General features: G+C 53.9%; 12 protein-coding genes and 2 tRNA genes. 1 reads left to right on the top strand and 13 read right to left on the bottom strand.

The window, feature by feature from the left end; genetic code table 11:
* Nucleotides 1-37 precede the first annotated feature (37 nt).
* The 11 genes from IAE27_RS07705 to IAE27_RS07655 form a co-directional block, all read right to left on the bottom strand.
* Nucleotides 38-1,990 carry a DEAD/DEAH family ATP-dependent RNA helicase gene (locus tag IAE27_RS07705; RefSeq protein ID WP_016809829.1) on the bottom strand — a complete coding sequence of 651 codons (1,953 nt, stop codon included), beginning with the start codon at nucleotides 1,988-1,990 and terminating at the stop codon, nucleotides 38-40.
* Complete coding sequence (yrbN, locus tag IAE27_RS07700) at nucleotides 1,983-2,063, bottom strand: protein YrbN (protein WP_085903200.1); 81 nt, start codon at nucleotides 2,061-2,063, stop codon at nucleotides 1,983-1,985. The genes IAE27_RS07705 and yrbN overlap by 8 nt, the downstream gene beginning before the upstream one ends.
* A gap of 100 nt (nucleotides 2,064-2,163) precedes the next feature.
* The gene (gene nlpI, locus IAE27_RS07695) at nucleotides 2,164-3,048 is read right to left on the bottom strand and encodes a lipoprotein NlpI (protein ID WP_004106088.1); all 885 of its coding nucleotides are present in this window, start codon (nucleotides 3,046-3,048) and stop codon (nucleotides 2,164-2,166) included.
* 107 nt (nucleotides 3,049-3,155) lie between these two features.
* Nucleotides 3,156-5,294: a polyribonucleotide nucleotidyltransferase gene (pnp, locus tag IAE27_RS07690; RefSeq protein WP_004106089.1), complete on the bottom strand. Its 2,139-nt coding sequence runs from the start codon at nucleotides 5,292-5,294 to the stop codon at nucleotides 3,156-3,158.
* A gap of 241 nt (nucleotides 5,295-5,535) precedes the next feature.
* Complete coding sequence (rpsO, locus tag IAE27_RS07685) at nucleotides 5,536-5,805, bottom strand: 30S ribosomal protein S15 (protein ID WP_004106090.1); 270 nt, start codon at nucleotides 5,803-5,805, stop codon at nucleotides 5,536-5,538.
* 147 nt (nucleotides 5,806-5,952) lie between these two features.
* Complete coding sequence (gene truB, locus IAE27_RS07680; RefSeq protein ID WP_004115829.1) at nucleotides 5,953-6,897, bottom strand: tRNA pseudouridine(55) synthase TruB; 945 nt, start codon at nucleotides 6,895-6,897, stop codon at nucleotides 5,953-5,955.
* Nucleotides 6,897-7,298: a 30S ribosome-binding factor RbfA gene (gene rbfA / locus IAE27_RS07675; protein WP_004106092.1), complete on the bottom strand. Its 402-nt coding sequence runs from the start codon at nucleotides 7,296-7,298 to the stop codon at nucleotides 6,897-6,899. Before rbfA ends, truB begins: the two co-directional genes overlap by 1 nt.
* A 91-nt stretch (nucleotides 7,299-7,389) precedes the next feature.
* On the bottom strand, nucleotides 7,390-10,080 hold the full coding sequence (gene infB, locus IAE27_RS07670) for a translation initiation factor IF-2 (RefSeq protein ID WP_004106093.1): 2,691 nt from the start codon (nucleotides 10,078-10,080) through the stop codon (nucleotides 7,390-7,392).
* Between the two features lie 24 nt (nucleotides 10,081-10,104).
* Nucleotides 10,105-11,592, bottom strand: a complete 1,488-nt coding sequence (gene nusA / locus IAE27_RS07665; protein WP_123830017.1) for a transcription termination factor NusA — start codon at nucleotides 11,590-11,592, stop codon at nucleotides 10,105-10,107.
* A 27-nt stretch (nucleotides 11,593-11,619) separates the two neighbouring features.
* The gene (rimP, locus tag IAE27_RS07660; RefSeq protein WP_004125659.1) at nucleotides 11,620-12,072 is read right to left on the bottom strand and encodes a ribosome maturation factor RimP; all 453 of its coding nucleotides are present in this window, start codon (nucleotides 12,070-12,072) and stop codon (nucleotides 11,620-11,622) included.
* A 206-nt stretch (nucleotides 12,073-12,278) separates the two neighbouring features.
* Nucleotides 12,279-12,355 (bottom strand) — tRNA-Met (locus IAE27_RS07655).
* A gap of 307 nt (nucleotides 12,356-12,662) precedes the next feature.
* Here IAE27_RS07655 and argG point away from each other — a divergent pair.
* Nucleotides 12,663-14,006 (top strand): argininosuccinate synthase, encoded by a 1,344-nt coding sequence (argG, locus tag IAE27_RS07650; RefSeq protein WP_004106101.1) that lies wholly within the window; start codon nucleotides 12,663-12,665, stop codon nucleotides 14,004-14,006.
* Nucleotides 14,007-14,160: 154 nt separating this feature from the next.
* On the opposite strand, the gene IAE27_RS07645 is transcribed toward argG, so the two are convergent.
* A tRNA-Leu gene (locus IAE27_RS07645) sits at nucleotides 14,161-14,247 on the bottom strand.
* A gap of 14 nt (nucleotides 14,248-14,261) precedes the next feature.
* Nucleotides 14,262-14,591 carry a preprotein translocase subunit SecG gene (gene secG / locus IAE27_RS07640; RefSeq protein WP_004106103.1) on the bottom strand — a complete coding sequence of 110 codons (330 nt, stop codon included), beginning with the start codon at nucleotides 14,589-14,591 and terminating at the stop codon, nucleotides 14,262-14,264.
* Nucleotides 14,592-14,757 lie beyond the last annotated feature (166 nt).

Below are 14,757 nucleotides of genomic sequence, written 5' to 3'. Positions count from 1 at the left end.
GCTGTATCGTTTACTTTACGTTAGCGGAAAGCGCTAATTATGCATCGCCACCGAAACGACGACGACCTGCGGAGTCGTCACGACGCGGCGCTGAAGCATCATCGCGGCGCGGCGCGCGGCCACCCTCGCGACGTTCACCGCTGAAACGGCGACCTTCACCACGGCCGCCTTCGCGACGCTCACCGCCGAAACCACGACCTTCACGACGTTCACCGCCGCCGAAGCTACGGCCGCCTTCACGACGCTCACCGCCGCCACGACGTTCGCCGCTGCGCTCAGGGCGCGGCTGAGCATCGCCCAGCAACTGCATGTTCATCGGCTTGTTCAGGATGCGGGTACGCGTAAAGTGCTGCAGCACTTCGCCCGGCATGCCTTTCGGCAGTTCGATGGTGGAGTGAGAACCAAACAGCTTGATGTTACCAATGTAACGGCTGCTAATATCGCCTTCGTTCGCGATGGCGCCAACGATATGACGAACTTCAACGCCGTCATCACGGCCCACTTCAATGCGGTACAGTTCCATATCGCCAACGTCACGACGCTCACGCTTCGGACGATCTTCGCCACCGCGATCGCCGCGCGGGCCACGATCGTTACGGTCGCCACGACGTTCGAAACGATCGTCACGGTCGCGGAACTCGCGCTTAGGACGCATAGGCGCATCCGGCGGGAGGATCAGCGGACGTTCGCCCTGCGCCATTTTCAGCAGCGCTGCGGCCAGCGTTTCCACGTCCAGCTCTTCGCCTTCGGCAGACGGCTGGATTTTCGCCAGCAGCGCGCGGTACTGATCCAGATCGCTGCTTTCCAGCTGCTGCTGAACTTTCGCGGCAAATTTTTCCAGGCGACGTTTGCCCAGCAGCTCTGCGTTCGGCAGTTCAACTTCCGGAATGGTCAGCTTCATCGTACGTTCGATATTGCGCAGCAGACGACGCTCGCGGTTCTCAACGAACAGCAGCGCGCGGCCAGCGCGACCCGCACGACCGGTACGGCCGATACGGTGAACGTAAGATTCGGAATCCATCGGGATATCGTAGTTAACCACCAGGCTAATACGCTCAACGTCCAGGCCACGAGCCGCAACGTCGGTTGCAATCAGGATATCCAGACGACCGTCTTTCAGACGCTCCAGAGTCTGCTCACGCAGGGACTGGTTCATGTCGCCGTTCAGCGCAGCGCTGCTATAGCCGCTACGCTCCAGCGCTTCGGCCACTTCCAGGGTCGCATTTTTGGTACGAACGAAGATAATCGCCGCATCAAAATCTTCCGCTTCCAGGAAACGCACCAGCGCTTCGTTTTTACGCATACCGTAAGCAGTCCAGTAGCTCTGGCTGATGTCCGGGCGAGTCGTGACGCTGGACTGGATGCGCACTTCCTGCGGCTCTTTCATAAAGCGGCGGGTAATACGACGAATCGCTTCCGGCATGGTGGCAGAGAACAGAGCGGTCTGATGACCCTCCGGGATCTGCGCCATAATGGTTTCTACGTCTTCGATGAAGCCCATGCGCAGCATTTCGTCAGCTTCATCCAGTACCAGACCGCTCAGTTTAGAGAGATCCAGCGTACCGCGTTTCAGGTGGTCCAGCAGACGACCCGGGGTACCGACAACGATTTGCGGCCCCTGACGCAGTGCGCGCAGCTGCACGTCATAACGCTGGCCGCCGTACAGGGCAACCACGTTTACGCCGCGCATATGTTTAGAGAACTCCGTCATTGCTTCAGCAACCTGTACCGCCAGTTCGCGGGTCGGCGCCAGCACCAGAATCTGCGGTGCTCTCAGCTCAGGATCAATGTTGTTCAGCAGCGGTAAAGAGAACGCTGCGGTTTTACCGCTACCCGTCTGGGCCATACCCAGAACGTCGCGGCCGCCCAGCAGATGCGGAATGCACTCAGCCTGGATCGGAGATGGTTTTTCGTAACCCAGATCGTTAAGCGCTTCAAGGATGGGAGCCTTCAGGCCCAGATCTGCAAATGTGGTTTCGAATTCAGCCATGTAGTACGTGTGCCTCAAAATTAATGGCGGCCAGTCTACATAACTCATCGTGAAAATTTACGGTAATTTTCATTGAAAAGTGTGAACCGGCTCAAAGTAGGTGTATTAACGAACAACAACGCCCTCACCCGCTAAGGTGATGGCAATCAAAAAAGGGCTGATGTGTTCGTCAGCTATTGCTGGTCCGATTCTGCCAGGTCATCTTGCTCCTGGCCCAAGAGCGATAATTCCAACAATGCGTATCGGTGCTCAACGTAGTTATGAACGTTGTTTGCGACCGCCAGTTTGAACAGTGCCGTAGCGCTGTCCTTGTCCCCCAGACTTAGGTAGTACTTACCTAAATAGAAGTTGGTTTCACTGAGATGCTCAGCGAGCGAGGTGTTATCCGTTGCGTCTGCCTTCAGACGGTCCATTAGCTCTTTTTCGCTAATGTCGCCAAGGTAGAACCCGACAATGTTCCATCCCCATTGTTCTTTGTCCGACTTGTTTAAGCGCTGTCTCAGTGCTTCAAGCGCCCGCTTCTCATCGAGCTGACGCTCGGCGAGATAAAGCCACAGGCTTCGGAAAGGATCATTGGGATCGTCTTGATAAAACGCCAGCAGATCATCTTGCGCTAACTTAGCACGACCGCCGTAATAAAGAGCGATGCCGCGATTTAAGTGCGCGTAGTTGTAAGTTGGATCAAGCTCAAGTACAGAATCAAACGCTTCATAGGCAGCATCAAAATTGCCTGCCTGCGTTAAATAAATGCCTAAGTAATTGAATACTTCAGGCATATCCGGTCGGATTGCCAGCGCTTGTGAAAAATCATTTCGCGCTAATGCCCTCAGACCGAGACTATCATACAACACTCCGCGCTCATATAAAAGCTGTGCGCGTTCGTCATCGGTTAAAGCCCGACTGGCAAGAATTTGTTCCATGCGCGCCAGAATCACTTCCTGCTGCAAAGTCGGTTGCAATGGCACCGCGAGGACTGCGTCCTTACGCCAGGCAGAGTTGCTGCATCCTGCCAGCGTGAGAGCTGTCGCCACGAAACACCAGCGCAAAAAAGGCTTCATTTCCCACTCCCGAAGACAACGATTGGATGAACGTCCAGTTCCCCGGCTGCAAACAGGGCTTCCTGCCCGCAATGCGCCCTCCGCAATGCGGAGGGCAAACGGCAACCTTACTCGCCCTGCTGTTCGGCAGCCGGAGCTTCCGGCGCAGCCGCAGGCTGAGTTTGTTCAGTTGCTTCTTTGATGCTCAGACGGACACGGCCCTGACGGTCAACTTCCAGAACCTTAACCGGCACTTCCTGACCCATCTGCAGATAGTCGGTCACTTTCTCAACGCGCTTGTCGGCGATCTGAGAGATGTGAACCAGACCCTCTTTACCGCCGCCAATGGCAACGAATGCGCCAAAGTCAACGATGCGGGTCACTTTACCGTTATAGATACGGCCAACTTCGATCTCAGCGGTGATCTCTTCGATACGACGAATCGCGTGCTGCGCTTTGTCGCCATCGGTTGCTGCGATTTTGACGGTACCGTCATCTTCGATTTCGATAGTGGTGCCGGTTTCTTCGGTAAGCGCGCGAATAACGGAGCCGCCTTTACCGATAACGTCTTTAATTTTGTCCGGGCTGATCTTGATCGTGTGAATACGCGGTGCGAACTCAGAGATATCGCCGCGCGGCGCGTTAATCGCCTGTTCCATCACGCCCAGGATGTGCAGACGCGCACCTTTAGCCTGGTTCAGAGCAACCTGCATGATCTCTTTGGTGATACCTTCAATTTTGATATCCATCTGCAGAGCAGAGATACCTTCACGGGAACCCGCAACTTTGAAGTCCATATCGCCCAGGTGATCTTCATCGCCCAGAATGTCAGACAGTACGACGAAGTTGTCGCCTTCTTTCACCAGACCCATTGCGATACCCGCAACGGCGGCTTTCACCGGCACACCTGCGTCCATCAGCGCCAGAGAAGCGCCACAGACGGAAGCCATGGAGGAGGAACCGTTCGATTCGGTGATTTCAGAAACCACGCGTACGGTGTACGGGAACTCTTCGATAGTCGGCATCACGGCCAGTACGCCGCGCTTAGCCAGACGACCGTGACCGATTTCACGACGCTTCGGAGAGCCGACCATTCCCGTTTCGCCTACGGAGTACGGAGGGAAGTTATAGTGGAACAGGAAGGAGTCAGTACGCTCGCCCATCAGCTCATCGATGTTCTGCGCGTCACGTGCGGTGCCCAGGGTCGCGGTAACCAGCGCCTGAGTTTCACCACGGGTAAACAGTGCTGAACCGTGGGTACGCGGCAGAACGCCGGTACGAACGTCCAGACCACGAATCATATCTTTTTCACGACCATCGATACGCGGCTCACCGGCCAGTACGCGGCTACGCACCACGTTTTTCTCGATTGCGTGCAGGATTTCGCCCAGTTCGTTAGCGTCCAGGGTTTCATCTTCCGCAACCAGGGTCGCGATAGTTTCGGATTTGATCACGTCAACCTGAGCATAACGCTCCTGTTTGTCGGTGATACGGTACGCATCGCTCAGGCGAGATTCAGCCAGCGCAGCGACACGCGCGTTCAGCGCGGCATCAACCACTTCCGGCTGCCAGTCCCAACGCGGTTTACCGGCTTCTTTCACCAGGTCGTTGATGTTCTGAATAACAACCTGCTGCTGGTCGTGACCAAACACGACCGCGCCCAGCATCTGGTCTTCGCTCAGCAGTTCAGCTTCGGATTCAACCATCAGTACTGCGGCTTCGGTACCCGCAACAACCAGATCCAGTTTGCTGGACTTCAGCTCTTCCTGGGTCGGGTTCAGCACGTACTGGTCATTAATATAACCCACGCGCGCGGCGCCAATTGGGCCGTTAAACGGAATACCGGACAGAGACAGCGCAGCGGAAGCGCCGATCATCGCGACGATATCCGGGTTAACCTGTGGGTTAACGGAAACGACGGTCGCAATAACCTGAACTTCGTTAACGAAGCCTTCCGGGAACAGCGGGCGAACCGGGCGGTCAATCAGACGCGCAATCAGGGTTTCGCCTTCGCTCGGACGGCCTTCACGACGGAAGAAACCACCCGGGATTTTACCAGCAGCGTAAGTACGCTCCTGATAGTTAACGGTCAGCGGGAAGAAATCCTGGCCTGGCTTCGCTTTTTTCTGGCCGACTACGGTAACGAATACCGCGGTGTCATCCATGCTAACCATAACGGCGGCAGTTGCCTGGCGCGCCATCATGCCGGTCTCCAGCGTTACGGTATGTTGGCCGTACTGGAATTTACGAACGATCGGATTAAGCAAAATTCTATCCTTTTATCTATAGATGATGTCAAATCCACGATAAGACATCGTATGACCCGATCTTCTGCATCCTCGCGACTAATGACAACCTTTACCCGCCCCTGCGAGTCAAGCCTCTCATTAGCCGCGCGAACCTCTGCATGAAGATCATTAATAGCAACAATACATGAGTTTTTAATGAATTGCTGCCGCCCGGTCGAAAAAAGGGGCCGTGAGGCCCCTTCTTCTGAAACTCGCAGAATTAGCGACGCAGACCCAGACGCTCGATCAGCGAAGAGTAACGTGCAACATCTTTACGTTTCAGGTAGTCGAGCAGTTTACGACGCTGAGAAACCATGCGCAGCAGACCACGACGGCTGTGGTGATCTTTTTTGTGCTCTGCAAAGTGACCCTGCAGGTGGTTGATCTGTGCAGTCAGCAGTGCAACCTGAACTTCAGTAGAACCGCTGTCGTTTTCGCCACGACCGAACTCAGAAACGATTTTTGCTTTAGCTTCAACGCTTAGAGACATTTTCGAACTCCAAAATTAAAAGAAAGAAAGGGTGCCGATCTCTAATTCAGCAACCCCTGATATAACGCTCGCAAATGTTAAAACACTTTGGCGGACGTTAAGCGGCGATATTCTACTCGCAGCAGCCTTTTATCGCAAGGAAAGCGCTCAGGCAGGGTATTCAACCACCAGACGACGAGGCGCCACGCGGCCTTCATCATCGATTTCCCCCATGCCAAGAAACTTCTCGTCATCACCTTCGGTGACGCGAACCAGTCCCTGCAGCGGCGCACCCGATGTCCGCACCGGATTGCCGTTTTTAAAGTAGACGGCGGAGGTTTCCGGAATATTCACCAGCGGGTAATCCGAAGCCGGGCTGTCCATCGGCATCAATAGCGGGTCCAGCAGCTGGGCTGCCGGAATATCCTGCGCATTGGCTTGTTCAACCAGCGCCTGCAGCTGTTCCAGTGTCACCATCCGTTCGACGGGATATTTACTGACCGCCAGGCGACGCAGGAAAGTGACGTGCGCGCCGCATCCAAGTTTCTCGCCTAAATCATCAATAATCGTGCGAATGTAGGTGCCTTTGGAGCAGTGAATTTCCAGCTCAAGCTCCGTCCCCTCATGGCGGATAAACAGCAGCTCGTAAACCGTAATCGGCCGGGATTCACGCGGTACTTCAATCCCCTGACGGGCATATTCGTACAGTTTTTTCCCCTGGTATTTCAGCGCCGAATACATCGACGGCACCTGCTGGGTTTCACCACGAAAGCCATCGAGCGCGGCTGCCAGCTGCTCAGGACTAAAAGTCAGCGGACGTTCTTCCACCACCTGGCCGTCGGCATCAGAGGTATCGGTGCGCTGGCCAAGTTTAGCAATCACGCGGTAGCGCTTGTCAGAATCGAGCAGATACTGGGAAAACTTTGTCGCTTCCCCGAGGCAAATCGGCAGCATGCCGGTCGCCAGCGGATCCAGCGCTCCCGTATGCCCTGCCCGGTTAGCATTATAAAGTCGTTTAACTTTCTGCAGCACGTCGTTGCTGGATGCGCCTTGCGGTTTATCCAGCAACAGTACGCCGTGCACGTCGCGACCGCGACGACGAGGACGACTCATTAGTCCTCCTTACTGTCGTCCGGGTTCACACGACGCTCATCGTCATGTTTCACCACGCTGGTCACCAGGTTCGACATGCGCATTCCTTCGACTAATGAATTGTCGTAGAAGAAGGTCAGTTCCGGCACGATACGCAGGCGCATTGCTTTGCCCAGCAGCGAGCGAATAAAACCAGACGCTTCCTGCAAAGCCTTGATGCCCGCTTTCACGGCGGCTTCGTCTTTGTCGTTCAGGAAGGTCACAAACACTTTGGCATAGGCCAGGTCGCGGGACATCTCGACGCCTGAAACCGTGGTCATCATGCCCAGACGCGGGTCTTTAATTTCGCGCTGCAGGATGATTGCGATCTCTTTTTGCATCTCCTGAGCCACGCGCTGCGGGCGACCAAATTCTTTCGCCATAATAAATTCTCCAGACAAATAAGGGGGCCACGCGGCCCCCTTTAATTTTGTATAACCGGGAGGCGCTGCGCTTCCCCGGCCTACTAAACGATTAATCGATGGTACGTTGAATCTCGATGATTTCGAACACTTCGATCATATCGCCAACGCGAACGTCGTTGTAGTTCTTAACGCCGATACCACACTCCATGCCGTTACGAACTTCGTTAACGTCATCTTTGAAGCGGCGCAGGGATTCCAGCTCGCCTTCATAGATAACCACGTTGTCGCGCAGTACGCGGATTGGGTTATGACGCTTAATCGTACCTTCAGTAACCATACAGCCTGCGATGGCGCCGAATTTCGGCGATTTGAACACATCACGGACTTCGGCCAGACCAATGATCTGCTGTTTCAGTTCCGGAGACAGCATGCCGCTCATCGCTGCTTTCACTTCGTCGATCAGATGATAGATGACGGAGTAGTAGCGCAGATCCAGGCTTTCCGCGTCGATAACTTTACGTGCAGATGCATCAGCACGAACGTTAAAGCCAACCAGAATCGCGTTGGAGGCAGCGGCCAGGGTTGCGTCGGTTTCGGTGATACCACCTACGCCGGAACCGATAATCTTCACTTTCACTTCGTCAGTAGACAGTTTCAGCAAGGAGTCGGAGATCGCTTCCACAGAACCCTGCACGTCCGCTTTGAGGACGATGTTCACTTCGTGAACTTCGCCTTCGGTCATGTTGGCGAACATGTTCTCAAGTTTAGATTTCTGCTGACGAGCCAGCTTAACTTCACGGAATTTACCCTGACGATACAGCGCAACTTCACGTGCTTTCTTCTCGTCACGAACGACGGTCACTTCGTCACCGGCAGCCGGTACGCCTGACAGGCCGAGGATTTCCACCGGAATAGATGGACCCGCTTCCAGCACTTCCTGACCCAGTTCGTTACGCATCGCACGAACGCGACCATATTCGAAACCGCACAGGACGATGTCACCCTTGTGCAGCGTACCTTCGCGTACCAGAACGGTAGCAACCGGACCACGACCTTTATCCAGGAAGGATTCGATAACCGCGCCGCTCGCCATACCTTTACGAACCGCTTTCAGCTCCAGAACTTCAGCCTGCAGCAGGATTGCGTCCAGCAGTTCGTCGATGCCGGTACCCGCTTTAGCAGACACGTGGACGAACTGGCTTTCACCGCCCCACTCTTCCGGCAGAATGCCGTACTGGGACAGTTCGTTTTTAACGCGATCCGGATCCGCTTCCGGCTTATCGATTTTGTTCACCGCAACCACGACCGGCACACCCGCCGCTTTCGCGTGCTGGATTGCTTCGATGGTCTGCGGCATCACGCCGTCGTCTGCGGCCACAACCAGAACCACGATATCCGTCGCCTGAGCACCACGAGCACGCATAGAGGTGAACGCGGCGTGGCCCGGGGTATCCAGGAAGGTGATCATACCGTTGTCGGTTTCGACGTGGTACGCACCGATATGCTGAGTAATGCCGCCCGCTTCGCCAGAGGCCACTTTCGTTGAACGAATGTAGTCCAGCAGAGAGGTTTTACCGTGGTCAACGTGACCCATGATAGTCACAACCGGTGCGCGCGGTTCCGCCGCAGCGCCGGTGTCACGGTCGCTCATTACCGCTTCTTCCAGCTCGTTTTCACGACGCAGGATAACTTTGTGGCCCATCTCTTCGGCAACCAGCTGTGCGGTTTCCTGGTCGATGACCTGGTTAATCGTCGCCATAGCGCCCAGCTTCATCATCGCTTTGATGACCTGAGAACCTTTAACGGCCATCTTGTTGGCCAGATCGCCAACGGTGATGGTTTCACCGATGATAACATCACGGTTAACCGCCTGAGCCGGCTTCTGGAAGCCTTGCTGCAGAGCCGAACCCTTACGATGTTTACCACCTTTACCGCCGCGAACGGCCGCACGGGCTTCTTCACGATCGGCTTTCGATTCAGCGTGTTTGTTGCCTTTCTTAGCCGGACGCGCTGCTTTCGCATTACGTCCACGGCCGCGACCGCCTTCAACTTCACGATCGTTATCGTCTTCAGCCTGACGCGCATGCTGAGAAGTTGTTACGTGATAGTCAGTGGTCTCTTCAGGCGTTTCTGGCGCTTCAGTCCAGTTCTTTTCGTTTTCTTGAGCCATACGGCGTGCTTCTTCCGCTACACGGCGCGCTTCTTCTTCAAGTTTGCGGCGTGCTTCTTCTTCCGATTTGCGCTTCAGCTCCGCAGCTTCGTTTTCGCGGCGTTGCTTTTCAGCCTGGGCGGTTTTGGTCATATCGTCGGTTTGTTGATTGCTCACTTTGTCTTTTTCCGCGGCTTCACGTTTCGCTTTATCGGCGAGTTCACGTTTCGCTTGTTCTGCGGCCTCACGTTCAGCTTTTAATTGCGCCTCGCGTTTGGCAGCTTCTTCTGCCTCACGACGGGCTTGCTCTTCCGCTTCACGCTGCGCCTGCTCTTCCGCGGCAAGGCGTTCGGCCTCTTGCGGATCGCGTTTCACAAAGGTGCGTTTCTTGCGGACTTCGATTTGTACCGACTTACTCTTTCCACCGGTACCCGGAATATTTAACGTGCTGCGCGTTTTGCGCTGCAGCGTCAGCTTGTCGGGCGCTGAGCCGTGTTCACGGTTCAGGTGCGTCAACAAGGTTTGCTTCTCTTGCGCGGTCACAGAATCATCAGCCGATTTGCGGATCCCTGCATCAGCAAATTGCTGTATCAGGCGATCCACAGAGGTCTGAATCTCTGAGGCCAGCGCTTTAATGGTCACATCTGTCATGCTGTTCCTTCCTGCTACAGTTTATTACGCTTCGTCGCCGAACCAACAAATATTACGAGCGGCCATGATAAGTTCTCCGGCTTTCTCGTCGGTCAAGCCTTCGATATCAGCCAGATCATCAATGCCCTGCTCGGCGAGATCTTCCAGCGTACAAACACCACGGGCGGCCAGGGTGAATGCCAGGGCGCGATCCATACCTTCCAGATTCAACAGATCGTCGGCAGGTTTGCTGTCTCCCAGGCTCTCTTCTTTGGCCAGCGCCAGCGTGGTCAGCGCGTTTTTCGCCCGCTCACGAAGTGCTTCAACGGTCGGTTCATCCAGACCGTCAATTTCCAGCAGTTCTTTCATTGGCACATAGGCCAGTTCTTCCAGAGTGGCGAAACCTTCTTCAACCAGCAGCGTGGCGAAATCTTCATCAATATCAAGATATTTAGTGAAGGTATCAATCGCTGCATGGGCTTCAGCCTGATGCTTAGCCTGGAGGTCATCAACGGTCATGACGTTCAGTTCCCAGCCGCTCAGCTGAGACGCCAGACGGACGTTCTGACCGTTACGGCCAATGGCCTGCGCCAGGTTGCCCGCTTCGACTGCGATATCCATGGTGTGCTTGTCTTCATCTACCACGATAGAGGCGACGTCAGCCGGAGCCATGGCGTTAATGACAAATTGCGCCGGGTTATCGTCCCACAGCACGATATCAATACGCTCGCCGCCCAGTTCAGTCGAGACTGCCTGAACGCGCGCGCCGCGCATACCGACGCAGGCACCCACCGGATCGATGCGCTTATCGTTGGTTTTAACCGCGATTTTAGCACGAGAGCCAGGATCGCGAGCCGCCGCTTTAATTTCGAGAACTTCTTCACCAATTTCCGGAACTTCAATGCGGAACAGTTCAATCAGCATTTCCGGCTTGGAACGCGTCACGAACAGCTGCGCGCCACGCGCTTCCGGGCGGACTGCGTACAGTACGCCGCGGATACGGTCACCCGGACGGAAGTTTTCACGCGGCAGCATGTCTTCACGCAGGATCACGGCTTCAGCGTTGTTGCCCAGATCCAGCGTAATGTTGTCGCGATTCACTTTCTTCACTACGCCCGTGATAATTTCACCTTCGTGCTCACGGAACTGATCAACGACCATTGCGCGTTCGGCTTCACGTACTTTTTGTACGATAACCTGCTTCGCAGTCTGCGTAGTGATACGGTCAAAGGTGACAGATTCAATCTGGTCTTCGACGTAATCGCCAGGATTCATGCTTTCATCTTCGAAACGCGCAGCTTCCAGCGTGATTTCGCGCGTCGGCTGGGTGACTTCTTCCACAACCAGCCAGCGACGGAATGTGTCGAAATCACCGCTTTTACGATCGATTTCTACGCGAACGTCGATCTCTTGTTCATATTTTTTCTTAGTAGCCGTTGCTAACGCACTTTCCAACGCTTCGAAAATTTTCTCACGCGGCAGCGCCTTTTCGTTGGAAACGGCTTCAACAACAGCCAAAATTTCTTTGTTCATCGGGGCCTTTCACCTCAATCCAGACTGTTAAAAGTGGGGAACCAGGTTCGCCTTCTGGATGTTACTCAGCGCGAACACTTCATCTTTGCCTTCGACGGTTACCGTGATCATCTCACCGTCTACCGCTTTGATAAGGCCCTGCCATTTGCGTCGGTTCTGTACCGCCATGCGCAAAACCAGCGAAACTTCTTCGCCGATGAAACGCTCATAGTGTTCGGCGGTAAACATAGGACGATCGAGACCAGGGGAAGAAACTTCCAGGTTATAAGCGACTGTAATCGGGTCTTCTACGTCCATAACAGCACTGACCTGGTGACTCACATCAGCACAATCATCAACATTGATGCCATCTTCACTATCAATATAGATGCGCAGTGTGGATGTGCGACCGCGAATAAATTCGATGCCGACCAGCTCAAAGCCAAGCGCTTCAACTGGCGCTGTGAGCATCTCTGTTAATTTTTGCTCTAATGTGGACAAACCCACCCCCAAGACATAAAAAAAGGGCGTATAGCCCAGTTATTCTGAAGTCAGATAACAAAAAACCCCGATAAATCGGGGCTTTAGATAACTGAACCCTGAGATCGCAACTGCGATCTGGAACACTTTCCAGAAGAATTCTTTCAAATTCGTCTACGAAGGACCCGGTCCTCACAGTATATTTGAAAAAGTACTTAATGGGAAAGTGGTTGCGGGGGCCGGATTTGAACCGACGACCTTCGGGTTATGAGCCCGACGAGCTACCAGGCTGCTCCACCCCGCGCCTGAAACGTGGCATATTTTACTCGTTTTGAGCAAAAGACGCAAATACTGCTGGGATTTGGTACCGAGAGACGGGACATAAAATCGTAGTGAATTGTATTGATACTTCATATATTTTGTCAACATGAATTTCACATAGCGGGTTTCGGTTCGTGCTGGTATTTCAGGGTTTTTTGGTAAAAAACGGCTCAGCCTCTTCCTGTCACCAGCAAAAGATGATTAAATGAAAACTCACAATTAATGCATAAACATGCAATAAAGATTGTTGAGTCAAACTCACCACAGTCTCTCTAGCAGGGTTTTATTTTATGACGACGATTCTCAAGCATCTCCCGGTAGGACAACGTATTGGTATTGCTTTTTCTGGTGGGCTGGATACCAGCGCCGCGCTGCTGTGGATGCGTAAAAAGGGAGCAGTCCCTTATGCATATACCGCTAACCTGGGACAGCCAGACGAAGACGATTACGAAGCCATTCCTCGTCGTGCCAAAGAGTATGGTGCTGAAGGAGCTCGTCTGATCGACTGCCGTAAGCAGCTGGTTGCGGAAGGTATTGCTGCAATCCAGTGCGGCGCGTTTCATAACACCACCGGCGGGTTGACCTACTTTAATACCACTCCGCTGGGCCGCGCAGTGACCGGTACTATGCTGGTTGCCGCGATGAAAGAAGACGGCGTTAACATCTGGGGCGACGGCAGTACCTATAAAGGCAACGATATCGAACGTTTCTATCGTTACGGCCTGCTGACCAACGCAGAGCTGAAAATTTACAAACCGTGGCTGGATAGCGACTTTATCGACGAGTTAGGCGGCCGCCAGGAAATGTCAGAATTTATGATTTCCTGCGGGTTTGACTATAAAATGTCCGTTGAAAAAGCCTACTCAACCGACTCCAATATGCTGGGAGCTACGCACGAGGCTAAAGATCTTGAGTTCCTGAACTCCAGCGTCAAGATTGTGAACCCAATTATGGGCGTGAAGTTCTGGGATGAAAGCGTCAAAATTCCTGCGGAAGAAGTCACCGTCCGCTTTGAACAAGGCCACCCGGTTGCGCTGAATGGACAGACCTTTAGCGATGACGTTGAGCTGATGCTGGAAGCTAATCGGATCGGCGGCCGCCATGGACTCGGCATGAGCGATCAGATCGAAAACCGTATCATCGAAGCGAAGAGCCGCGGCATTTATGAAGCCCCCGGGATGGCGCTGCTGCATATTGCCTATGAGCGTCTGCTGACCGGTATTCATAATGAAGATACCATCGAACAATATCACGCACACGGTCGTCAGCTGGGTCGCCTGCTGTATCAGGGGCGCTGGTTCGACTCACAGGCTCTGATGCTACGCGACGGCCTGCAGCGCTGGGTGGCCAGCCAAATCACCGGCGAAGTGACCCTTGAACTGCGTCGCGGCAACGACTATTCCATCCTGAATACCGTGTCAGATAATCTGACCTATAAAGCAGAACGCCTGACCATGGAAAAAGGCGACTCAATGTTCTCCGCTGAGGACCGTATCGGCCAGCTGACAATGCGCAATCTGGATATCACCGATACCCGCGATAAGCTGTTTGGCTACGCTCAGTCCGGACTGCTGACCGCCTCTTCCGCCACCGGCTTGCCGCAGGTGGAAAACCTGGAAAATAAAGCTAAGTAACATCCCTGTGAAAAGAGTAAAGGCCGCGCAAGCGGCCTTTTTTATGCTGTGAAATCCCGCCCCCAACCGAAGAGGAATATCAGCCGCTTATGCGACTGCGCACTTTTCTCTGGACGAAAAAAAAGACGCTTTTCAGCGTCTTTTTTCAGGAAATTGGTACCGAGGATGGGACTCGAACCCACAAGCCCGTTAGGGCACTACCACCTCAAGGTAGCGTGTCTACCAATTCCACCACCTCGGTACGGATACTACTTATCAGTGCGGGATGTCGCTGCTCGGCTGTGCCGGAGCTGTCGGCTGAGTTTGCTCGGTTTTCGGAGCGCTCAGGTTATCCCACTCACTTCCTTTGTTGGTCTTGTTGCTGTTGATATTACCCAGCGCCAGACTGATGATGAAGAACAGCGCAGCCAGGATACCAGTCATGCGGGTCATGAAGTTACCAGAACCGCTGGATCCAAACAGAGTGCCGGAAGCGCCTGCTCCGAAGGAGGCTCCCATATCAGCGCCTTTACCTTGCTGCAGCATAATCAGACCAACAAGGCCAATTGCTACAATAAGGAAAACAACTAAAAGAGCTTCGTACATAATCAACCTGTTCCTTGCGGATTCGCCGCATACCAAGTGCTTCGACCAATAAAGCGGGACGTTTTAACGTTTCCCACTGAAGCGGGTGTGAATACTAACCAAAGCGAATGACCTTCGCAAGGGCAATTTCAACGCATTGTATCAAGTGCGGAAAAAAACAGCAAAA

Origin of the sequence: Klebsiella sp. S69 (genome assembly GCF_016516145.1) — a bacterium.
Classification (GTDB): domain Bacteria; phylum Pseudomonadota; class Gammaproteobacteria; order Enterobacterales; family Enterobacteriaceae; genus Klebsiella; species Klebsiella oxytoca.
This window is presented reverse-complemented; position numbering and strand designations above follow the sequence as displayed.

Excerpts from the sequence above, each read along its gene's own strand:
- IAE27_RS07705 (WP_016809829.1), bottom strand. The coding sequence starts at position 1,990 with ATGGCTGAATTCGAAACCACATTTGCAGATCTGGGCCTGAAGGCTCCC.
- yrbN (WP_085903200.1), bottom strand. The coding sequence starts at position 2,063 with ATGAAAATTACCGTAAATTTTCACGATGAGTTATGTAGACTGGCCGCC.
- nlpI (WP_004106088.1), bottom strand. The coding sequence starts at position 3,048 with ATGAAGCCTTTTTTGCGCTGGTGTTTCGTGGCGACAGCTCTCACGCTG.
- rpsO (WP_004106090.1), bottom strand. The coding sequence starts at position 5,805 with ATGTCTCTAAGCGTTGAAGCTAAAGCAAAAATCGTTTCTGAGTTCGGT.
- truB (WP_004115829.1), bottom strand. The coding sequence starts at position 6,897 with ATGAGTCGTCCTCGTCGTCGCGGTCGCGACGTGCACGGCGTACTGTTG.
- rbfA (WP_004106092.1), bottom strand. The coding sequence starts at position 7,298 with ATGGCGAAAGAATTTGGTCGCCCGCAGCGCGTGGCTCAGGAGATGCAA.
- infB (WP_004106093.1), bottom strand. The coding sequence starts at position 10,080 with ATGACAGATGTGACCATTAAAGCGCTGGCCTCAGAGATTCAGACCTCT.
- nusA (WP_123830017.1), bottom strand. The coding sequence starts at position 11,592 with ATGAACAAAGAAATTTTGGCTGTTGTTGAAGCCGTTTCCAACGAAAAG.
- argG (WP_004106101.1), top strand. The coding sequence starts at position 12,663 with ATGACGACGATTCTCAAGCATCTCCCGGTAGGACAACGTATTGGTATT.
- secG (WP_004106103.1), bottom strand. The coding sequence starts at position 14,591 with ATGTACGAAGCTCTTTTAGTTGTTTTCCTTATTGTAGCAATTGGCCTT.